Raw genomic sequence first — 20,878 nt, 5'->3', positions numbered from 1 at the left:
TTAGTGTCCGCGGCCTTTGCTCTTGTTGGGGTTCTTGGTCGGCCGGGTGCGGCCGGGGGCGCTCTCGGTTCTCTTACGCACAGCAGGTTTCGCTTTTGCGGTGGCAACCCGAACGGCTTTCGCAGCGGCCTTCGCTTTGTCGGTCTTCTTCGGTTTGCGCGGTGGCTTTTGCGGGCGGCCATCGCTTGGAACTTTGGGCTGCTCTCCATCTGCGCTCGCGGCGGCGTCGGCCGCAGCGGGCGCGCCGGCATCCGTTCGCGAACTCGCCTTGGAGCGCCCGCGCACGATGCCGATGAACTCTTCGATGTCGTCGGTGGTCTCCCGGGTGATCCAGGTGAGGGCGATCTGGGTGTCGGCCACGTCGGTGACCGGGCGGGAGATGACGTCTTTGCGGCCGTACAACCGGGCGATCGAGTGCGGCACGATAATGATGCCGACGCCGGCGGCGACCTGCTCCATGGTCTCGTCGAGGTCTCGCATCAACGGCAGGACCCGACGGCTGCCGTCGCGCACCTCCGCGGCGATGTCGCGCCACTCGGGCACATCATCGGGGTTCTGCAGCAGGTGTTCGTCGGCCAGGTCGGACAGCAGTACGGTCTCGGCCTGCTCGATGATGTGATCCTTCGACGCGACCACGACCGGAATCTCGTTGTACAGGTTGATGACGCTCAGATTGGTGTCGTCGATCGGGAGTCGCACGAGGCTGACTTCGGCCCGACCGTCGTGCAGCACTGAAATCTGCTCAGCGGCCTCGGTGCGAAACACTGTCAGCGGCACGTCGGGGCGGCGGTCGCCCCAGATGCGGGTCCATTTGGTGGGGGTGACACCGGCGACGAAGGCGATGGAAAAGCTCACCGGCATCCTTTCTCAAAACTTGCGGCCGCGCATTTACCAGCAGCGTGCGATTTGCCCAAACGAGCGCCCTCTCAGGCTATACGCTTGACCAATGAGTTCCGAAAAGAAGCCCCAGACCATGAAGCCCGCCACGGCGGCCCAGAAACTCGGGATTCTGCTCGACGCGGCACCGGCTGGGTTCCAGACCGAATTTGTCAGCCGCACCGAGTTGGCCGAGCTCATGGCAAACCCGCCCGAATGGTTGGTCGAGTTGCGCGCCAACGGTCCGCACCCGCGCCAGGTTGTCGCCGCCAAGCTTGGCGTCTCCATCTCCGGCCTGGCCCGCAGCGAGATCACCGACCCGCTGAGCACCGCCGAGATCGCCGCCCTGCTCCAGCAGCCGCCGGCCTGGCTCGTGCTGGAACGTTCCACCCAGGCTGGCGTGCGCGCCGACCAGATCGCAGTGAAAGACCGCGACGCCCAGCGCGCGGCCAAGAAGGCGCATGTCGAGCGCCAGGCCGCCCAGGAGCAAGCCAAGCGCGACCGCTAGCACTTTCGTCCCGTGGTTCGATCGCGCTGTTCCCAGCCCGGTCCTGAGCGTTTTTAGGCCACCGGTCCAGTCTCACTTTCACCGTACTGGGCGCGCAGAAAGTTGACGACGTCGTCGAGTTCGGCCTGAGAGATCGAGTGGGAAAGTCCGTTATAGATGCGCTCGGTGAGCGTGCTGTGCCCGGGCAACCAGGCCCGGGTACGCTCTACCGCGCTGGCCGGAATGACACCGTCGGCGGTTCCGCGTCCCCAGAACACCGGAACCGCCTGATCCGCCAGCACGGTATCACCGCGTTGCGAGGCGGTCGCGACGAATCCGGAGAGATTCACCGCGAAGCTGAACCGATTCGGCGAGGCGCGCAGCAGCGCGAGCGCCATGGCGCCGCCCTGCGAGAATCCGAGCAGACCGACAGACCGATGCTGCTGCGGCAGGGCGTCGAGCCAGTCGAGCACCGCGGCAACGGCCGCGTCCACCGTCGCGGTGTCGGGATTGCCCGGATCGCTGATAGGAAACCACGCCCATCCCGCGCCGACCCGCAGGGGCGCGCGCAACGCCGCGATCACCGGTTCGAGCGGCAAATGTGGAGCGAGCGAGAACAGGTCGCCCTCGTTCGAGCCATAGCCGTGCATGATGATCAGCAACGGTCGATCAGTCTGATCGGCGCCGCTCGTCGACCAGAGCACGGCAGCCGTGTCGATGGGGGTACTGGTGGTCATGGGGTCCTCCCCGGTACGCGCGACGCATGGGCGCCGCGCACCCCATACTTCCATTGCTCGCTGCTTCTCGCACCGAGCAGCGCTGCGCGTGCGCGCACGGTGGCCACGTAAGACAGAATGGCACTATGAGCGTGCGAACCCCTGACCCAGACCCGGACTGGACGCAAAAGCCCCCCGCGGGAGCCCCGAACACGAATCCGGGCTGGCTGAAAGATGTCGAACTCGCCGAGATTCGTCGGCGGCTGCCCATTCTCTACATCGAGGCCGTGCCCGTTCGAGTGGATGGCCTCGGCCAGGTTGTGGAGGTCGGCGTGCTGTTGCGCGCCCGACCGACCGGCGAAATGACCCGGACTCTGGTCTCGGGCCGCGTGCTGTACGGCGAAACCCTCAGGGACGCACTGTTTCGTCACCTCGAAAAAGACCTCGGTCCGATGGCTTTTCCGCAGCTGCCGACCAGCCCCGTGCCGTTCACCGTCGCCGAATACTTTCCCATGCCCGGCATCACCGCCTACACGGATGACCGCCAGCACGCCGTCTCGTTGGCCTACGTCGTTCCCGTCAGCGGTACCTGCGACCCCCGGCAGGACGCGCTGGAGATTACCTGGATGACGCCGGCCGAGGCCGCATCCCCGGGCGTATCAGCCGAAATGGAGGGTGGCCGCGGCACACTGCTGCGCGCAGCCCTCGCTTCGGTCGGCCAGCTGTACTGACGCGCCCAGAAGCCGGCGCTGGTTGGACCCAGTACCGGCTTCCCTGACGCGTGCCGCGTGCCGCGCAGGGAGTAGCCGGGCCACAGCATCCGTTGTGACGACCCGGCCGCTAGTGGGAGGGCAGCAACGCCGAACCGAGGCCGAGCGTGTCGAGGAACAGGTGTACGTAGCGGTCGACGTCGACGTTGAGGGCAACTTCAGCGGTCTCCCATTCTTCGACCAGGCCGTGCACGATGTCCTCGCCCGGATGCGTACGCTTGTCGGCGATCGTCTGGCCGCGGCCGTAGCCGGACAGTTGCACCCGTAGGGGGAGCATCGCCGTCTCCAATGCGCCCGGGTCGACCAGGGCGCAGAGGGCGCCGGCATCGCCGATCAGGCCGGAATAGTCGGCGTTGCGGCCCGAACCAAGCGCGATCCGGTTGCCGAGTAGCTGTCCGACGACGTGGGCGAGGTCGGAGTCGCTGTGCATGAGTGCAGTGGTGACGTGCTCCGGAACCGCAACCTGGTTGAACACGTCGAGTCCGTACATAAAGGTGGGCACGCCGGAATCAAGCACGATGGCGGCGGCTTCCGGGTCGTGCCAGACGTTGAATTCAGCGACGGCGGTGGCGTTGCCGACCGTAGTGGATCCGCCCATGAAGACGATGCGCTCGATGTTGCTGACCACATCGGGGTACTGGCGCAGCAACAACGCCAGGTTGGTTTGCGGGGCCAGTCCAACCAGGGTGACCGGATGCGGGCTGGCCACAATCAGCTTGTGCATGAGCTCGACCGAACTGATCGGCTCTGCGCGTCGGTCGGTCGGTGGAAGCTGCAGGGTACCGAGGCCACCTTCGCCGTGCACATGCGCGGCCGATCGGGCTGGCTCGAGCAGAGGGCGCCGGGCGCCGGCAGCGACTGGAATATACGGGGCATCTGCGACATCGAGAATACGCAGGGTGTTCTCGACAACGCGCTCGAGCGAGGCATTGCCGGCCACGCAACTAATGCCGAGCACGTTGATGTCCGGGTGAGCGAGCGCAAACAGAATGGCCAGGGCGTCGTCGACCCCGGTGTCAACGTCGAGGATGACGGGGATCGCCTGGAGGGCCGTGGAATTAGTCATCCGCTCACCCTATTACTTTGAATATGCCCCCAAATCACACCAGGGGTTTTTGAGCCGTAATCGAACGCCGGCGGGCGAAGTGTGCACGTGTGAGTGGGCCCTATCGAACCAGGCGCACCTCGTGCAGTCTCTCGCCGAGCACCTCTTCATTGCGCTCGAGACCATCCGCGAGGTAGCCATTTCGGGCGTAGAAAGCGTGGGCCCGGGGGTTGTCAGCGGCTACCCACAACGACGATGGGCCCGGGTCGACGACGGAATCGAAGAGTTGCTGGCCAACGCCTAAACCATGATTGGCCTCGAGCAAGTACATGAAGAACAACTCGTTCGGGGTGGGATGGTCACCGTCGCGCGTTGGTCCGCTGCCGGCGAAGCCCACTATCTCGCCATCGACGAGCACGACATGTTGGCGGTACTGCGCGCCCTGGGCCGTAAAGCGGCCCCAGAGGGCGGCCAGACGCTGCGGCCGCAGCTGCGACAGGGCGGCCTGGCTGAGCAGGTGATCATAGGTTTCATGCCAGCAGGCGGCGTGAACGCGGCCCAGGCTTTCGGCATCTGATTCACTGACGGGTCGAACGACAACTGTGGTGTTCATGCTTCGACACTAACCGTGTTTGGGAGTGTGTCGTGACGTTTCGATACCCCAAACGGGCCGATCTCGAAAAGAGACCGACCCGTTTTCACTGTTGATTCATGCGGATGCTGCGGGATGAGTCCGTGAAGACTAGCCCTGCGAGCGACGCGGAGCCGAACGACCGGCCCCACCCGAACCAGGTCCGCGAACGAGTCCGCCGACCTGGAGGCTGCCGACGCGCGCTCCGCCGGAACGGCCAGCGGCCGAACCGGAACGAGGTGCGCTGGCGGCGCCAGCCGGACGGCCGGATCGCTCGCGACGAGCGCCGCCGGCCGAGGCCGCGTCGCCGCCACGGCCACGGCCGCCGTCGGTGCGGTCGGGGCGCTCGGTACGGGCACCGTCGCGATTTGCCCCGGAGCGGCTGGCACCGGCATCGCGGCCGCCACGGCTGGAGTCACCCTCACGGCTGGGGCGACCACTGCGCTCACCCTGGGCACGGCCGCCTTGCGAACGGCCACCCTGCGAGCGACCGCCCTGTGACTGGCGCTGTTGCTGCGGTGCCTCGACGCGGGGAGCCGGCTTGACGTAGGCGGCGACGTCGCCAACGAGGGCGTCGACGGCGGGAGAGGAGGAGTCCACGCGTTGCGGGGTCACCTTGATGGCGGCCTTGCGCAGCAGGGCGTCGGTGTCGCGCTTCTGCTCAGGCAACACCACGGTAACGACGTCACCGGCGTGACCGGCGCGGGCGGTACGGCCCGAACGGTGCAGGTAAGCCTTGTGCTCGGCCGGCGGGTCAACGTGGATCACGAGTTCGATATCGTCGACGTGCACGCCGCGAGCGGCGACATCCGTTGCGACGAGAACCTTGACGGTGCCGGCGCTGAACGCAGCGAGGTTGCGGTCACGGGCCACCTGCGAGAGGTTTCCGTGCAGGTCGACGGAGGGGATGCCCGCGTCGGTGAGGCTCTTGGCGAGCTTCTTGGCCTGGTGCTTGGTACGCATGAAGAGGATGCGACGGCCCGAGCCGCTCGCCAGCTTCTGCACGAGCTCTTTCTTGGCGTCGACGCCGGACACCTCGAACACGTGGTGGGTCATGGCCGAGACAAAGCTGTTGGCCTCGTCGACCGAGTGCATCACCGGATCGTGCAGAAAACGCTTGACGATTTTGTCTACGCCGTTGTCGAGGGTGGCGGAGAACAGCATGCGCTGGCCGGTGCCGGGTGTCTTGTCGAGAATGCGGGTGACGACGGGCAGGAAGCCGAGGTCGGCCATGTGGTCGGCTTCGTCGAGCACGGTGATCTCGATGGTGTCGAGGTTGACAAAGCCCTGCTTCATGAGGTCTTCGAGCCGGCCGGGGCAGGCTACGACGATATCGACGCCGGCCTTGAGGGCGGCGACCTGACGGCCCTGCGAGACGCCACCGAAGATGGTGGTGGTGTTGAGGCCGTAGGCCTCAGCAAGGGGGGTGATCGCGTTGGTGATCTGAGTGGCCAGCTCGCGGGTCGGCGCGAGGATCAGGCCGAGCGGGCGGCCCGGGCGACGCTTGCCGCCGGCGAGGTTGCCGCCGAGGCGCGAGACCATCGGGATGGAGAAGGCCAGGGTCTTGCCCGAGCCGGTCTTGCCCCGGCCGAGCACGTCGCGGCCGTTCAAAGTGTCAGGAAGAGTATCGACCTGAATCGGGAAGGCGGTGTCGATTCCCTGGAAAGAGAGAACCTTGACCAGGGGAGCCGGCACGCCGAGCGTGCCAAAGGTTGTAGACAAAATGGTGCCTTTCAGGGCATCAGTCTCCTCGCCCGTTCGCTTTACCGCGCAGCGGTAAGCAAACCAGGAGGATTCACATGGCGAAGGTGCCGAAGGGCACATCCGTTCGCCGTAAGAATGTTTCATTCGAAAAATCAGGTCAGCCCTGGTGGGCCGCCGGATAGAGAAGAGGGCGTTCTACGACGCAGCAAGCGCAACTACGCACTCGCAAGTACCCCTACTCTAGCGGATGCTGTCAAATCCGCGGCAGAGCCCTAGAAATGGTCGCCGCGGTAGAGCTCGCCGACCGGCACGTCGACGTCGATGATGTTGCCGTCCTGAGGCAGCGGACAGGCCCACATCGGGTCGTACGCGCAGGAAGGATTGTAGGCGAAGTTGAAGTCGAGGATGAGGCTGTCGTCGCCAGTGCCCGGGCCGAGGTCGGCGCCCTTGATGGTGTCGAGAAGGTAGCGTCCACCGCCATAGGTTCCGTCGCTCTTGCCAGCGAGGGCGTCTTTGAGCGGCAGAAACAAGCCGCCGCCGTAACTCGCCAGTCGCCACACGTCGAGCGAACCGAGGTAGGGCAGCCGCACGGTGCCGACCAGGTCGAATGGCACCGTGCCGTCAGTTCCCGTTTCCACGTTCATGCGATGCGGCTGTTCAGCCCGGTGCACCTCTACCTCGAAGCGCCAGTCGGGGTCATAGGGGGCAATCGGCAGTCCGGTGAATGCCGCGCGGTCGTCGCGCAGTAATGGGGACGACGGATGCCCGCCGAACAGTTCGTCTCGCCCGGAACGCCACAGTTCGTGCCCGTTCGCCGGGCTGGTCGCGCTTTGCTGACGCACCCCCGCGTACAGGCCGGTCACAAGGCGACGCCAGTCGGCGATCTGTAGGGCAGCGAGGGTAGAGCTCATAGTGGCTACGCTACCGCCGAGGGCGTGATTCACACGAAGCGAACTGCTACGACCTGGCGTTCCCGGCGGGGATCACGCGTTACGCCGACGGCACGAAGTCCGGGTCGTCGATGCCGATGTCGTACTGCCAGTTGGGCGCGAGGTGCTTCAGGCGCAGCATTCGCCACTGCCAGAACGCCCAGAAGATCGGCCAGAGCGCGATCGTCGCCGGGCGTCCGCGAAAAATGAGCTGGTCCCGGTACAGCGTTTTGCCGGTGCCGGCCGGGTCAGGGGCGATCGCCATGCGGTGGTCCCAGAGCGTGACCGCACTCAGTGCGCCCGACACACCACGACCGGTATCGTGCAGAATTCGCACCCCATCGGCACGGTGCGTCGAATTGGCCAGCCGAATGATCTGGGTGCCCATCGGCACCAGGCCGAGCATGGAGAATTCGGCGGGGTGTTCGCCTGGCTCCCAGCGGGTGGGAAAACCATCGGCTTCGAGCGACTCCACCGCCATGAACGGGCTACTCACCTCACGGAAGACGGCCGGGCTGTGGATGGCGTGCCAGGCGGCATCCGGTGGGCAGTCGAGGATCTCTTTGAGCAGTACGCGCATTAACCCAGTTTGGTCTGAGCGTGGCGTGCGGCACAACTAAATGCAGTACAAATGAAAGGTGGCAATTCGGTTCTGGCTCGGCGTTGTACACCGCGAGCACGTGCTGCGCGGCGTCGATTTGGGCATCGCCCGCGCCAACCGCGGTGCCGGAGACCTCCTGAAGCAAATGGGGGAAGCCGATGGCATCGTCTACTACTCGCCGAAGACCGCGATCGAGGGCGATCCGCTCAGGGAGTTCACCGCGATCGGGCGCATCGCGGATGCCCACCCGTATCAGGTGGGCGACCCCGGTAACTCGTGGCGACCCTGGCGACGCCGGGCCGACTACGACCTGGATGCCTGGCCCGCGAGCATCCGCCCACTGTTGTCGGTGCTGCAACTGACCCAGGGCAATCCCAACTGGGGGTTCCAGCTGCGCCGCGGCGTGCTTGAAATCTCGCGGCACGACTTCGAGATGATCCGACAGCAGATGCGGCGGCCCTCCGCCGACGACCGGTAGGGCGTTTGGTCAGTATTTTTTTATAGACTCAAACGCATGAATGGCGATCTCTGGTGGGTACCCTCGGTCATCGTTGTCGGCCTCGTGGTAGCCGGAGTCTGGGCGCTGGTGGCAGCCTCGCGTCGGCGCACGCGAACCCGGCTCGGGCAGATCAGCGCTGCCGCCACCGAGCTGGAGCGCAGCGCTTCGAGCAGCTTGGTGCGCGCCGACGACCTCGTGCAGGACGCCACCGACGAACTCAGTTTCGCCATCGCCCAGTTCGGTGAATCGTCGACGCGGGAGTTTGCGACAGCGCTCACGACGTCCAAGCGCCAGCTCAGCGACGCCTTCGCGCTGCAGCAGAAGCTCGACGACGCTGTACCGGATACCGCTCTAGAACGCACCCGCTGGAACCAGCAGATTGTTCAATTCGCCGATGAGGCGACCGCTCGACTGATCAACCAGGCCCGCAATTTCACCGCCAAACGCGGCGTTGAACGTAATGCCCCGCAGCAGATTGATGAACTGCGCCGTCGCCTCGACCGAATGTCCGATCGGCTTGCCGGCGGCGCGAACACCCTGGCCCGACTGGGCTTGAGCTATTCCGCGGCGGCGCTCGCGCCGATCAGCGGCAACGTCGGTCGGGCCGGCACCGCCCTCGAAGGGGCGCGGACGAGCGCCGATGCCGCGGCCACCCGCCTCGAAGCAGCGTCGTCCGAACCGGTGGGGGAGCAGTTGCAGGCTGCAGAGCACGCCCTATTTCAGGCAATGCAACTGCTCGATGCGATCGAAACCGGCGAAGACCAGCTTCATCGCGGCTTCGCCATCCTGAAACAGGCACTGGATGCTGCCAGCATGGAACTGACCGAAGCCCGCGCCCTGCGCGACAATCACGAGGAATCCGACACGAGCGCGTCGCTCAATCACGTCATCACCGACGCCGCAGCGGTCCAGGCATCGCTTCGCGAGCCCGTTCGGCTGAGCGACCCGGCCGCAGATCTGTTGACCCTTGAGACGGCGATGAACGGGCTGGACAGCATCCGCTCGGAGGCGCGCAACCGCCAACTGCGCCTTGACAACGCCCGAACGGCCCTGGCCGGCGCGCTGCTCACCGCGCGCAGCCAGATCACGCTCACCCGAGACTTCGTGGCTGCCAATCGGGGTCGGGTGCACGCCGCCGCGCGCACCCGCCTCGCCGAAGCCGAACGGCAGCTCGCGCTCGCCGTGGCCGAGAGCGACCCGGTGACGGCGCTCGATACCGCGCGTCGAGCGATGACGCACGCAACGGATGCCGACGCCCTGGCCCGCTACGACGTGCACTGACCCGCGGTCGCCGAACGTCGGCCGCTGAACGTCGCGGCCGCTGAACGTCGGTCAGAGCGAACGTCGGTCAGAGCAACGGCGGCAGCCGTGGCCCCGCGGAGGCCGCAGCCCGACGCCGGATGGCCGGCGTGATTTCGCGCCGCAGCCAGCTGATGGCGTGGGCCTGGTCGAAGCGGCGCGCGCACAGGCCACAAGCCAGGGGCCGGGTGGGCTGTCGATATCGAAAGTGAGTGTGGCCGGCGGGGCAGGTGCCCACCCACGGGGCGAGCTCATTGGCGATCTCGCCGTCGTGGGTGCGCTTGCCGTCGTAGCCGAGGTCGAGTGCCATTTTCTTCCAGCGGGGTCCGTGCCCGGCGCGCGACCCGGCCAGGGCATGCGCGACCTCGTGCAACAGGATCTGGTGCACGTCGTCGTCGGCATACCGGGAAGCGAGGTAGCGCGAGACAGTGATGTGCTTCGCACTGAAATTGCACAGGCCTGCCCGCTTCTTGGCATTGTCGAAGCCGAAGGTCCAACCGGGGTCAAGGTGCGCCGCGATGAGCGCGTCGGCCCACCGGCGCACCTGCGTGAGATCGGCCATCAGGGCGCCTGCGTTCTCGCGCCGCACAAGGGGGTCCGGGCGAGATGTATCGTGTGGATCATCAGGGACCGACCGCTACCTGAAAGAGCCGGTCATCGCCGGCCGCTGGGGAGCCTCGGCCATCCGTGTTATTACTCACAAACCACAGTGTGCCAGCAGGGCCCGACACCACATCGCGCAATCGGCCATAGTCGTGCACAAACCACTCGGTGGGTTCGGTTGTGGAGGACGGGCCGGTGATGGGGATGCTCCAGAGTCGTTGACCGCGCAGGCTCGCCATGAAGATGGTGTCGTTCACGATGGTGATACCGCTCGGGCTGGCCTGGTCGGTCGACCACTGCTGTTGAGGATCGATATAGGCAGCGTCACCGGCTTGGCCTTCAACCAGCGGCCAGCCGTAGTTGCCGCCGGGAACGATCCGGTTGAGCTCGTCCCAGGTGTTCTGACCGAACTCGCTCGCCCACAGCTGCCCACGTGAGTCCCAGGCAAGCCCCTGCGGATTCCGGTGCCCGAACGAGTACACCACGGAGCTAAAGGGGTTGTCCGCTGGTACGCCGCCGGTCGGCGTCAGTCGCAGAATCTTGCCGCCGAGCGAACCCAAGTCCTGGGCGTTGGCCGTGTCTCCGGCATCTCCGGCGGTCGCGTAGAGCAGGCCGTCCGGCCCGAACGCGATGCGACCACCATTGTGATTTCCGGCCCGCGGGATTGAATCCAGCACGAGCGTGGGCGCCCCGAGGGTGTGGCTGCCCGGCGAGCCGGCCAGCGGCATCCGCTCGATGCGGTTGTCGGTTGCGGTTGAAAAATAGGCGTAGACCCAACCGGTACCGCCGGGAGCCGCTTCGTCGGCCAGAAAAGCCAGGCCGAGCAGCCCGCCCTCACCATTGGGCTGTGCGGCCTCGATCGTGCCAGCTACGCGCAGGCTGCCACCGGGAAGCAACTCGCGCACCCGGGTCGTGTCGCGTTCGCTGATGAGGGTGGCGCCGCCGGGCAGTCGCAGAATCGACCATGGAGCCTGAAGCCCGGAGGCGATCACGACCGGTTCAGCGACCGGATGCACCGGCGTCGGGTCCGCGGTCGCGGTCGCGGTCCCGGTCGCGACAAGCGTGGAGGGGGCTGGTGTCGATGTCTCCGGTGTGGCGCGCGGCGCATCAGCGCTGCACGCGGCCAGTGCCAGAACCAGCAGGGCGGCCGTCACTGGGGCCGCCGCGCGCCGAAACGCATGAAAAGTCACCGTTCTCACCTCGCCTTCGTGGTGAACACAGCATGCCGTAGAACGCGCCCGACAACCAGTACCCCGCCACAACGCACCGTAACTCCTGCAATGTGCAGCGCCGCTCTCCGGGCGCCGCGAAAGTACGCGGGTGGTTGAGGCGCAGGCATCAAATTGCAGGAGTTATGCAGGAAGGGAATTGGACCCGCGGGCCGCGATGTGCGACTCCACTACTGCAACGGCAAGCAGTGAGCTGTCGAGTTCGTCGGCGTCGGCGCCGTCTTTCTCGCGCAGAAACACGGCCGCGGTGAAGTCCGCAAGCGCGCCGTCGAGGTTGCCCTGGTCGAAATACACCTTGCCGCGGTGCTGCCGGGCGTAGGCGGCCAGCCGGGTCCATTCGTGCACCTCAGAGTCGAGGATGCAGTGGGTCAGTTCGCTCGCGGCCTCGTCGAGCTTGCCCTGAAACTGCAAAACCTGGGCGCGACGGATGCGACTGGCCACCGCCTGCTCCCGGTTGCCGGTGAAGCGGGACTGGCGCAGCGCCTCGTTCGCGATTTCCCAAGCTTCGTCGAGCCGGCCGACCAGACGCAGCAGGGCGACTTTCTCGTTGAGGGCGGCCAGGCTCCGCAGGTTGCCGAGCTCGATGAGCCGCTCGCCGGCGGCCAGCAGGTCGACTTTTTCGCGCAGAGTGATGGGGTCGTAACCGATGATGAAACTCAGGGTGTGTTCCTGTAATGACGAGGGCGGCCGGGGCCGCGCGGGATGAACGGGTGCCCCCAGAATACCGCCGCCGATGTGAATCTGGTCGCAGGTCAGTGCCCAATCTGAAACACCGTGCGGCCGGGCAACGGCGACTGCGTCGACGTCTCGTCGGTCGCCACGAGCGACCCGGCCATGAACTGCTTCAGCTCGGTGCCCTCGATCACCTTGGCCGGGTGCGGTCCGTTCGCAAGCAGCCGGGGGATCCAGTTGAGGTCGATCGGGGTGTGCGCGGCGATGAAGACGATGTTCCCGAAGCGGCGGCCCTTGAGCACCTGCGTCTCGGCGAATCCGATCACGTGCGCAAACACCGCCGAGAGGGTTGCGGCCTGGCCGCGAGCGAACGCGAGGCCGGGGCCATCTGCTACGTTAACGGCGAGCACGCCGCGCGGTGACAGCAGTGGAGCGGCGAGAGCGAAGAATTCGCGACTCGTGACGTGTTTCGGGGTGCGCGCGCCCGAGAAGATATCGACCACGACAAGGTCGACGGCTCCCGTGAGTCCGGCCGGCAGCTTGCCGAGCACCTCGCGGGCATCGCCGTGGCGCACGCGCAGCTGGGCACGCTTATCCCACGGCAAAACCTCCCGCACGAGGTCGATCAGGTCGCTCTCGATCTCGACGACCTGCTGGCGGGAGCCCGGCCGGGTCGCCTCCACATAGCGCGGCAGGGTCAGGGCGCCCGCGCCGAGGTGCACGGCGGTGATCGGCTCGTGCGGTTCCCCGAGCAGGTCGATGACGTGCCCGATGCGCTGGATGTACTCGAAGAACAGCTCATCGGGGTGGTCGATGTTCACGTGCGACTGCGGCGTGCCGTCGACCACGAGCTGGAAGCTGCCGGGGGTGAACCGGTCCGGTTCGATCACCGCCGTGTGCCCACTCAACTTCAAGACGACAGCCGGATGCTCGTCGGATGCCTCACCCTTACGCCCAGTACTCATGGTTCCAGTCTGCGCCCTGGCTGCTCGCGATCTGCGCGCACCATCCGTTCCGGGAGCATAAGACCTGCCGCTTTGCGGTGGCCAAGCGGACACTTCGTGCGCTTACGCGGTGGGTAGTGCGGTGGGTAGTGCGGCGGGTTATACCTGAGAATTTACACATATGCAAGATTCGGGTGGACATGCCACTAATTGAGGCATATGCTTACTCCTTACGCTCCCAGAAAAACCTTGCCTTCATATTGCGGTCGGCTTTGCGTGTTCAAGCCACCTTGAGGCACACTTCCTACGAGATTCCTTCCTAGGGTCTGCGGAGTCATCACCAATAACAATAACTAGACCTGACGGGGTCCACGGAGGTTATTTCCTTGGCTGCTGCGCGCAACGCAACCACCAACTCACCCAAGAACGGCCGCTCAGCTGAGCGCCTGTCGTTCGCAAAGATCAGCGACCACTTGAACGTTCCGGATCTGCTTGCTTTGCAGACCGAGAGCTTCGACTGGCTTGTCGGCAACGACATCTGGAAGGCTCGCATCGCCGAGGCCCAGAAAGCCGGACGCCAGGACCTGCCGAATCGCACCGGGCTCGATGAGATCTTCGAGGAGATCTCGCCCATCGAAGACCTCGGTGAAACGATGCAGCTGTCCTTCACCAACCCGGAGCTCGAGCCGGAGAAGTACACCATTGACGAGTGCAAGGAAAAGGGTAAGACCTACTCAGCACCCCTCTATGTGAACGCTGAGTTCATGAACCACCTCACCGGTGAGATCAAGACCCAGACCGTGTTCATGGGTGACTTCCCGCTGATGACCCCCAAGGGTACCTTTGTGATCAACGGCACCGAGCGTGTCGTCGTGTCGCAGCTGGTGCGCTCCCCGGGCGTGTACTTCAACCGCGAGCAGGAGAAGACGTCTGACAAGGACATCTACTCCGCCCGTGTCATTCCGAGCCGCGGTGCCTGGCTTGAATTCGAGATCGACAAGCGCGACCAGGTCGGCGTGCGTATCGACCGCAAGCGCAAGCAGTCCGTCACCGTGTTCCTGAAGGCCCTCGGTCTCACCAGCGAAGAGATCCTTGAGGAGTTCAAGGGCTACGCGTCCATCGAGCTCACCCTCGAGAAGGACAACATCCTTACCAAGGAAGAAGCCCTCAAGGACATCTACCGCAAGCTCCGTCCCGGCGAGCAGGTTGCCGCCGAGGCCGCGCGTGCGCTCCTCGACAACTTCTTCTTCAACTCCAAGCGCTACGACCTGGCCAAAGTTGGTCGTTACAAGATCAACCGCAAGCTCGGTCTCGAAGCGCCGCTGAGCGACTCCGTACTGACGCTGGCGGACATCCTGGCCACCATCAAGTACCTCGTCGCCCTGCACGACAACCAGACCACCCTTCCGGGTCTGCGCGACGGCAAGATGACCGACATCAACATCGACATCGACGACATCGACCACTTCGGTAACCGTCGTATCCGTGCCGTAGGCGAGCTCATCCAGAACCAGGTGCGTACCGGCCTGTCCCGCATGGAGCGCGTCGTTCGTGAGCGCATGACCACGCAGGACATCGAAGCGATCACCCCGCAGACCCTGATCAACGTGCGTCCCGTCGTGGCTGCGATCAAGGAGTTCTTCGGTACGTCGCAGCTCTCGCAGTTCATGGACCAGAACAACCCGCTCGCCGGATTGACGCACAAGCGTCGCCTCAGCGCGCTGGGCCCGGGTGGCCTCTCCCGTGACCGCGCCGGCGTCGAGGTGCGAGACGTTCACCCCTCGCACTACGGCCGCATGTGCCCCATTGAGACCCCGGAAGGCCCGAACATCGGCCTGATCGGTTCGCTCGCCTCGTTCGCGCAGATCAATGCGTTCGGTTTCATCGAGACGCCGTACCGTCGTGTACTCAACAACAAGGTCACCGAGACGATCGATTACCTCACCGCGAGCGAAGAGGACGACTTCATCGTCGCCCAGGCCAACGCGCCGCTCACCAAGGACTCGCACTTTGCCGAGGCCCGCGTGCTCGCTCGTAAGAAGGGTGGCGAGGTCGACCTCGTTCCCGCTGAAGACATCGGCTACATGGATGTCTCGCCGCGTCAGATGGTGTCGGTCGCGACCAGCCTCATCCCGTTCCTCGAGCACGACGATGCAAACCGCGCACTCATGGGTGCCAACATGCAGCGTCAGGCGGTGCCGCTGCTGCTGTCCGACAGCCCACTCGTTGGAACCGGCATGGAGGTCTACACGGCCATCGACGCCGGTGACGTGCTCACCGCGTCGAAGCCCGGTGTGGTTTCCGAGGTGTCGGCTGACGTCGTCACCATCCAGCTCGATGAGGGCGGCACGCAGGACTATTACCTGCGCAAGTTCTCGCGCTCCAACCAGGGCACGAGCTTCAACCACCGCGTGATCGTCAACGCCGGTGAGCGCATCGAAGCCGGCGAGGTTATCGCCGACGGGCCCGCCACCGACCAGGGCGAGCTCGCCCTCGGAAAGAACCTGCTCGTGGCATTCATGCCGTGGGAAGGCTACAACTTCGAGGACGCGATCATCCTGAGCCAGAACCTGGTCAAGGACGACACCCTCTCCTCGATTCACATCGAAGAGTACGAAGTGGATGCCCGCGACACCAAGCTGGGTAAGGAAGAGATCACTCGCGACCTTCCCAACGTGTCCCCGGACTTCCTCGCCGACCTCGACGAGCGTGGCATCATTCGCATCGGAGCCGAGGTTCGCCCCGGCGACATCCTCGTGGGCAAGGTCACGCCGAAGGGCGAGACCGAGCTTTCCGCGGAGGAGCGCCTGCTGCGCGCCATCTTCAACGAGAAGAGCCGCGAAGTTCGCGACACGAGCTTGAAGGTTCCCCACGGTGAGCGCGGCACCATCATCGGTGTCAAGGTGTTCGACTCGCAGGACGGCGACGACGAGCTCGGCTCGGGCGTCAACCAGCGCGTGGTCGTGTTCATCGCCCAGAAGCGCAAGATCACCGAGGGTGACAAGCTCGCCGGCCGTCACGGCAACAAGGGTGTCATCTCCCGCATTCTGCCGATCGAGGACATGCCGTTCCTCGCTGACGGAACCCCGGTCGATATCATCCTCAACCCGCTCGGCATCCCCGGTCGCATGAACTTCGGCCAGGTGCTCGAAACGCACCTCGGCTGGATTGCGAAGCAGGGCTGGAACGTCGAGGGCAAGCCGAAATGGGCTGCTCGTCTTCCGGAGCACGCCTTCAGTGCTGCCCCCGGCACGAAGGTCGCCACCCCGGTATTCGACGGTGCGCTCGAGATCGAGATCGAGGGTCTCCTGGACTCCACGACCCTGACCCGCGACGGCGAACGCCTCATCGGTTCCACCGGAAAGACCCAGCTCTTCGACGGCCGCTCCGGCGAGCCGTTCCCGATGCCGGTGTCCGTTGGATACATGTACATCCTGAAACTCCACCACCTCGTCGACGACAAGATCCACGCTCGTTCGACCGGCCCGTACTCCATGATCACGCAGCAGCCGCTGGGTGGTAAGGCGCAGTTCGGTGGACAGCGTTTCGGTGAGATGGAGGTGTGGGCGCTCGAAGCATATGGAGCCGCTTACGCCCTGCAGGAACTCCTGACCATCAAATCTGACGATATCCTCGGCCGCGTCAAGGTGTACGAAGCCATCGTCAAGGGTGAGAACATCCAGGAACCCGGCATTCCCGAGAGCTTCAAGGTTCTGATCAAGGAAATGCAGTCGCTGTGCTTGAACGTCGAGGTGCTCTCGGCCGATGGCACCGCAGTCAGCCTGCGCGACACGGATGACGAGGTGTTCCGTGCTGCGGAAGAGCTCGGCATCAATATTTCCACCCGGTTTGAGTCGTCGTCCATCGACGACATCTAAGCCTGGCCCGAAGAAACTTCGAAAACTTTCCAAGGAGAGAAATTGCTCGACGTAACAACATTTGACGAGCTTCGTATTGGCCTGGCTACCGCTGACGACATCCGTCGTTGGTCGCACGGTGAGGTCAAGAAGCCCGAAACCATCAACTACCGCACGCTCAAGCCGGAAAAAGACGGCCTGTTCGGCGAGCAGATCTTCGGCCCCTCGCGGGACTGGGAATGCTCATGCGGCAAGTACAAGCGTGTTCGCTTCAAAGGCATCGTCTGCGAGCGTTGCGGTGTAGAGGTCACGAAGTCGTCGGTGCGCCGTGAGCGCATGGGCCACATTGAACTCGCTGCCCCGGTCACGCACATCTGGTACTTCAAGGGTGTGCCCTCGCGTCTCGGCTACCTGCTGGACATGGCTCCGAAGGACCTCGAAAAGGTCATCTACTTCGCCGCGTACATGGTCATCACGGTTGACGAAGACGGTCGCCACCAGGACATGCCCGGCCTCGAGAACGAGCTGCGTCTCGAACTCAAGACCATCGAGTCCAGCCGCGACTCGCGCATCGCCGATCGCCTGCAGCGCCTCGAAACCGACCTCGCAGCACTGGAGGCCGAAGGCGCCAAGAGCGACCAGAAGAAGCGCACGAAAGACGCCGCCGAAAAGGAAATGGGCCAGGTTCGTAAGTCCCTGGACGAGCAGATCGCGCACCTCGAGCGCGTGTGGGAGGATTTCCGCACCCTCAAGGTCGGCGACCTGAAGCCGGAAGACTCCGTTTTCCACGAGCTCCAGGACCGTTTCGGTATGTACTTCGAGGCCTTCATGGGTGCCGAAGCCATCAAGAAGCGCCTCGAGGCGTTCGACCTGGTCACCGAGAGCGAAAACCTGCACCTGCAGATCGCCGAGGGCAAGGGTCAGAAAAAGATCCGCGCCATCAAGCGTCTGCGCGTGGTGAACGCGTTCATCATGACCGGCAACTCGCCGGCCGGAATGGTGCTCGACGTCGTTCCCGTGCTCCCGCCCGAACTGCGCCCGATGGTGCAACTTGACGGTGGACGCTTCGCCACGAGCGACCTGAACGACCTCTACCGTCGTGTGATCAACCGCAACAACCGCCTGCGTCGTCTGCTCGACCTCGGTGCTCCCGAGATCATCGTGAACAACGAAAAGCGGATGCTGCAGGAGGCTGTCGACGCACTGTTCGACAACGGTCGTCGTGGTCGCCCCGTTACCGGTACCGGTAACCGTGCCCTGAAGTCCCTGAGCGACATGCTCAAGGGAAAGCAGGGACGGTTCCGTCAGAACCTGCTCGGCAAGCGCGTGGACTACTCGGGCCGTTCGGTCATCGTGGTCGGCCCGCAGCTCAAGCTGCACCAGTGTGGTCTGCCCAAGCAGATGGCACTCGAGCTGTTCAAGCCGTTCGTGATCAAGCGCCTGATCGACCTGAGCCACGCTCAGAACATCAAAGCCGCCAAGCGCATGGTCGAGCGTTCACGTCCGCAGGTCTGGGACGTGCTCGAGGAGATCATCCGCGAGCGCCCCGTCATGCTCAACCGTGCGCCCACCCTGCACCGCCTGGGCATCCAGGCCTTCGAGCCTCAGCTCGTTGAAGGTAAAGCAATCCAGCTGCACCCGCTCGTCTGCGCGGCGTTCAACGCCGACTTTGACGGTGACCAGATGGCTGTCCACCTTCCGCTTTCCGTTGAGGCCCAGGCCGAGGCACGCATCCTGATGCTCGCCTCGAACAACATCCTCAAGCCGTCTGACGGCCGCCCGGTGACCCTGCCCACCCAGGACATGATCATCGGTCTGCACCACCTCACCACGATGAAGGAAGGTGTGGTCGGAGAAGGCCGTGCTTTCTCCACCGTGTCCGAGGCCATTCTCGCGTTCGACCAGAAGTCGCTCGACCTGAATGCCAAGGTGCGCATCCGCTTGACCGACAAGTACTTCACCGAGGGCACGCAGCCCGACGGCGTCGAACTGGTCAACGGTCAGGCTGTGGGAACCGTTCTCGTCACCACGAGCCTCGGTCGCGCCATCTTCAACGAGGCGCTTCCGGCCGACTACCCGTACTTCGAAGACGTTGCCAACAAGGTCACCATGTCGACCATCGTGAACGACCTCGCGGAGCGGTACGTCAAGGTGGAGGTAGCTGCAACCCTCGACCGGATCAAGGATGCCGGTTTCTACTGGGCAACCCGTTCCGGTGTAACCGTGGCGCTCAGCGACATCCTCACCCCGCCGAACAAGCCGCAGATCGTTGCCGGCTATGAGAAGCAGGCCGCCAAAGTTCAGGCACAGTTCGAGAAGGGTCTCACGACCGACCTCGAGCGTCGCCAGGAGCTCATCCAGATCTGGACTCGTGCCACTGAAGACGTCGCCGCAGCAATGCAGGCGAACTTCCCGGCCGACAACACCATCAACCGCATGGTCACCTCTGGTGCTCGTGGTAACTGGCTGCAGGTGCGCAACATCGCCGGCATGCGAGGCCTCGTGAACAACCCGAAGGGTGAGATCATCCCTCGCCCGATCATCTCGAGCTACCGCGAAGGCCTGTCCGTCGCCGAGTACTTCATTGCTACTCACGGTGCTCGTAAGGGACTGGCCGACACGGCTCTGCGTACCGCTGACTCGGGTTACCTCACCCGCCGTCTCGTGGACGTCTCGCAGGATGTCATCATCCGCGAAGACGACTGCGGAACGACGAAGGGTCTCGAACTGCCCATCGCCGGAACCGACGCCACGACCGGTGCGCTCCTGCGTGACGAAGATGGCGGCCTCTTGGTCGACTTCAACGTCGAGAACGCGGTCTACGCTCGCAGCCTGGCCGCAGCCGCGGTCAACGCTGCCGGTGAGGTCATCGCCGACGCCGGAGACGACGTCGGAGACGTGCTCATCGCCAAGCTCATCGCCGGGGGTGTCGAAACCATCAAGGTGCGCTCGGTACTCACCTGCGAGTCGGCTGTCGGTGTCTGTGCGGTCTGCTACGGCCGGTCGCTCGCTACGGGCCAGCTCGTCGACATCGGTGAGGCCGTCGGTATCATCGCCGCACAGTCCATCGGTGAGCCCGGCACCCAGCTGACCATGCGCACCTTCCACACGGGTGGGTCGGCATCCGCTGACGACATCACCCAGGGTCTGCCGCGTGTTCAGGAGCTGTTCGAGGCGCGTACCCCCAAGGGGGCGTCACCCATTGTCGACTCCGCCGGACGCATCACGATCGAAGATTCGGACAAGGGCCGTAAGGTCATCCTGACTCCCGACAACGGCGACGAAGCAATCGCTTACCCGGTGTTGAAGCGTTCGACCCTTCTCGTTGAGGATGGTCAGCACGTCGACCTCGGACAGCAGATCATCATCGGCGCCGTCGACCCGAAGGAAGTTCTTCGCGTCAAGGGTGTTCGCGCGGTGCAGAAGCACCTCGTCTCCGGTGTGCAGGAGGTCTACCGTTCGCAGGGTGTACCGATTCACGACAAGCACATCGAGGTCATCGTTCGCCAGATGCTTCGCAAGGTGACCGTCGTCGAACACGGTGACACCGGATTGCTCCCGGGCGAGCTCGTTGACCGGTTGAAGTACAACGACCTCAACCGCACCGCGCTCACCGAGGGCAAGAAGACGGCATCCGCTCGCCAGGAGGTCATGGGTATCACCAAGGCTTCCCTCGCGACCGAGTCCTGGCTGTCGGCCGCTTCCTTCCAGGAAACCACCCGGGTTCTGACCCAGGCGGCCATGGAAGGCAAGAGCGACCCGCTGATGGGCCTCAAGGAGAACGTCATCATCGGTAAGTTGATCCCGGCCGGAACCGGTCTTCCCCGCTACCGCGACGTTAGCGTCGAGGCGACGGAAGAGGCCAAGGCTGAGCGTTACCCGAACCGCATCTTCACCGAAGATGCCACGTTCGCCGAGGGTGACCTGAGCTTTGTCGACTTCGACAGTTTCTCGTCGGACGACCTGACTCCGGGAACGTACAACTAGTACCCGGCAGCTCTACACGGATGGCCCCT

At 64.5% G+C, this 20,878-nt stretch carries 18 protein-coding genes; 7 read left to right on the top strand and 11 right to left on the bottom strand.

The annotated features are described in order from the left end of the window. Entirely contained in the window at positions 1 to 855 is an 855-nt protein-coding gene (locus tag CXY72_RS06255; protein ID WP_158252504.1) for a LysR substrate-binding domain-containing protein, read from the bottom strand. Positions 856 to 946: 91 nt separating this feature from the next. On the opposite strand from CXY72_RS06255, the gene CXY72_RS06250 reads away from it, so the two are divergent. Then, positions 947 to 1,384 (top strand): DUF5997 family protein, encoded by a 438-nt coding sequence (locus tag CXY72_RS06250; protein ID WP_104126833.1) that lies wholly within the window; start codon positions 947 to 949, stop codon positions 1,382 to 1,384. Between the two features lie 53 nt (positions 1,385 to 1,437). Here the strand turns inward: CXY72_RS06250 and CXY72_RS06245 are convergent, their stop codons facing one another. Continuing rightward, a complete protein-coding gene (locus tag CXY72_RS06245; protein WP_104126832.1) occupies positions 1,438 to 2,100 on the bottom strand; it encodes an alpha/beta hydrolase in 663 nt (220 codons plus the stop codon). A 125-nt stretch (positions 2,101 to 2,225) separates the two neighbouring features. Between CXY72_RS06245 and CXY72_RS06240 the strand changes: the two genes are divergently transcribed. Beyond that, positions 2,226 to 2,810 carry an NUDIX hydrolase family protein gene (locus CXY72_RS06240; RefSeq protein WP_104126831.1) on the top strand — a complete coding sequence of 195 codons (585 nt, stop codon included), beginning with the start codon at positions 2,226 to 2,228 and terminating at the stop codon, positions 2,808 to 2,810. A gap of 109 nt (positions 2,811 to 2,919) precedes the next feature. Here CXY72_RS06240 and CXY72_RS06235 read toward each other — a convergent pair whose 3' ends face one another. The 5 genes from CXY72_RS06235 to CXY72_RS06215 form a co-directional block, all read right to left on the bottom strand. Further along, complete coding sequence (locus CXY72_RS06235; protein ID WP_104126830.1) at positions 2,920 to 3,915, bottom strand: nucleoside hydrolase; 996 nt, start codon at positions 3,913 to 3,915, stop codon at positions 2,920 to 2,922. Positions 3,916 to 4,015: 100 nt separating this feature from the next. Continuing rightward, positions 4,016 to 4,507: a GNAT family N-acetyltransferase gene (locus CXY72_RS06230; protein ID WP_104126829.1), complete on the bottom strand. Its 492-nt coding sequence runs from the start codon at positions 4,505 to 4,507 to the stop codon at positions 4,016 to 4,018. A 129-nt stretch (positions 4,508 to 4,636) separates the two neighbouring features. Beyond that, positions 4,637 to 6,250 carry a DEAD/DEAH box helicase gene (locus tag CXY72_RS06225; protein ID WP_104126871.1) on the bottom strand — a complete coding sequence of 538 codons (1,614 nt, stop codon included), beginning with the start codon at positions 6,248 to 6,250 and terminating at the stop codon, positions 4,637 to 4,639. Between the two features lie 251 nt (positions 6,251 to 6,501). Then, positions 6,502 to 7,140, bottom strand: coding sequence for a DUF1684 domain-containing protein (locus CXY72_RS06220; RefSeq protein WP_104126828.1), 639 nt, complete (start codon positions 7,138 to 7,140; stop codon positions 6,502 to 6,504). A gap of 79 nt (positions 7,141 to 7,219) precedes the next feature. Next, positions 7,220 to 7,738 carry a hypothetical protein gene (locus tag CXY72_RS06215; RefSeq protein WP_104126827.1) on the bottom strand — a complete coding sequence of 173 codons (519 nt, stop codon included), beginning with the start codon at positions 7,736 to 7,738 and terminating at the stop codon, positions 7,220 to 7,222. 58 nt (positions 7,739 to 7,796) lie between these two features. Here CXY72_RS06215 and CXY72_RS06210 point away from each other — a divergent pair, with 58 nt between their 5' ends. Together CXY72_RS06210 and CXY72_RS06205 are read left to right on the top strand one after the other, a co-directional pair. Continuing rightward, positions 7,797 to 8,237: an EVE domain-containing protein gene (locus CXY72_RS06210; RefSeq protein ID WP_233197680.1), complete on the top strand. Its 441-nt coding sequence runs from the start codon at positions 7,797 to 7,799 to the stop codon at positions 8,235 to 8,237. A 36-nt stretch (positions 8,238 to 8,273) separates the two neighbouring features. Beyond that, positions 8,274 to 9,539, top strand: coding sequence for a hypothetical protein (locus tag CXY72_RS06205; RefSeq protein WP_104126826.1), 1,266 nt, complete (start codon positions 8,274 to 8,276; stop codon positions 9,537 to 9,539). 67 nt (positions 9,540 to 9,606) lie between these two features. On the opposite strand, the gene CXY72_RS06200 is transcribed toward CXY72_RS06205, so the two are convergent. From CXY72_RS06200 to CXY72_RS20045, 3 genes are all read right to left on the bottom strand, one after another. After that, positions 9,607 to 10,119, bottom strand: coding sequence for a SprT-like domain-containing protein (locus tag CXY72_RS06200; protein ID WP_104126870.1), 513 nt, complete (start codon positions 10,117 to 10,119; stop codon positions 9,607 to 9,609). A 61-nt stretch (positions 10,120 to 10,180) separates the two neighbouring features. Then, positions 10,181 to 11,350 carry a sorbosone dehydrogenase family protein gene (locus CXY72_RS06195; protein ID WP_104126869.1) on the bottom strand — a complete coding sequence of 390 codons (1,170 nt, stop codon included), beginning with the start codon at positions 11,348 to 11,350 and terminating at the stop codon, positions 10,181 to 10,183. A gap of 162 nt (positions 11,351 to 11,512) precedes the next feature. After that, positions 11,513 to 11,734: a hypothetical protein gene (locus CXY72_RS20045; protein WP_233193346.1), complete on the bottom strand. Its 222-nt coding sequence runs from the start codon at positions 11,732 to 11,734 to the stop codon at positions 11,513 to 11,515. A gap of 18 nt (positions 11,735 to 11,752) precedes the next feature. On the opposite strand from CXY72_RS20045, the gene CXY72_RS20040 reads away from it, so the two are divergent. After that, the gene (locus CXY72_RS20040) at positions 11,753 to 12,064 is read left to right on the top strand and encodes a hypothetical protein (protein WP_233197679.1); all 312 of its coding nucleotides are present in this window, start codon (positions 11,753 to 11,755) and stop codon (positions 12,062 to 12,064) included. 77 nt (positions 12,065 to 12,141) lie between these two features. Here the strand turns inward: CXY72_RS20040 and CXY72_RS06185 are convergent, their stop codons facing one another. Next, a complete protein-coding gene (locus CXY72_RS06185; protein ID WP_104126824.1) occupies positions 12,142 to 13,026 on the bottom strand; it encodes a spermidine synthase in 885 nt (294 codons plus the stop codon). Between the two features lie 365 nt (positions 13,027 to 13,391). Between CXY72_RS06185 and rpoB the strand changes: the two genes are divergently transcribed. After that, positions 13,392 to 16,883, top strand: a complete 3,492-nt coding sequence (gene rpoB, locus CXY72_RS06180) for a DNA-directed RNA polymerase subunit beta (protein ID WP_104126823.1) — start codon at positions 13,392 to 13,394, stop codon at positions 16,881 to 16,883. A gap of 42 nt (positions 16,884 to 16,925) precedes the next feature. Then, the gene (locus tag CXY72_RS06175; RefSeq protein WP_104126822.1) at positions 16,926 to 20,849 is read left to right on the top strand and encodes a DNA-directed RNA polymerase subunit beta'; all 3,924 of its coding nucleotides are present in this window, start codon (positions 16,926 to 16,928) and stop codon (positions 20,847 to 20,849) included. Positions 20,850 to 20,878: the final 29 nt, after the last annotated feature.

Origin of the sequence: Cryobacterium sp. Y57 (assembly GCF_002929505.1) — a bacterium.
Taxonomy (GTDB): Bacteria; Actinomycetota; Actinomycetes; order Actinomycetales; family Microbacteriaceae; genus Cryobacterium.
This window is presented reverse-complemented; position numbering and strand designations above follow the sequence as displayed.

Bases quoted from the DNA above. Each gene is read 5' to 3' on its own strand.
- CXY72_RS06250 (WP_104126833.1), top strand. From the start codon at position 947: ATGAGTTCCGAAAAGAAGCCCCAGACCATGAAGCCCGCCACGGCGGCC.
- CXY72_RS06245 (WP_104126832.1), bottom strand. From the start codon at position 2,100: ATGACCACCAGTACCCCCATCGACACGGCTGCCGTGCTCTGGTCGACG.
- CXY72_RS06240 (WP_104126831.1), top strand. From the start codon at position 2,226: ATGAGCGTGCGAACCCCTGACCCAGACCCGGACTGGACGCAAAAGCCC.
- CXY72_RS06235 (WP_104126830.1), bottom strand. From the start codon at position 3,915: ATGACTAATTCCACGGCCCTCCAGGCGATCCCCGTCATCCTCGACGTT.
- CXY72_RS06230 (WP_104126829.1), bottom strand. From the start codon at position 4,507: ATGAACACCACAGTTGTCGTTCGACCCGTCAGTGAATCAGATGCCGAA.
- CXY72_RS06220 (WP_104126828.1), bottom strand. From the start codon at position 7,140: ATGAGCTCTACCCTCGCTGCCCTACAGATCGCCGACTGGCGTCGCCTT.
- CXY72_RS06215 (WP_104126827.1), bottom strand. From the start codon at position 7,738: ATGCGCGTACTGCTCAAAGAGATCCTCGACTGCCCACCGGATGCCGCC.
- CXY72_RS06205 (WP_104126826.1), top strand. From the start codon at position 8,274: ATGAATGGCGATCTCTGGTGGGTACCCTCGGTCATCGTTGTCGGCCTC.
- CXY72_RS06200 (WP_104126870.1), bottom strand. From the start codon at position 10,119: ATGGCCGATCTCACGCAGGTGCGCCGGTGGGCCGACGCGCTCATCGCG.
- CXY72_RS06185 (WP_104126824.1), bottom strand. From the start codon at position 13,026: ATGAGTACTGGGCGTAAGGGTGAGGCATCCGACGAGCATCCGGCTGTC.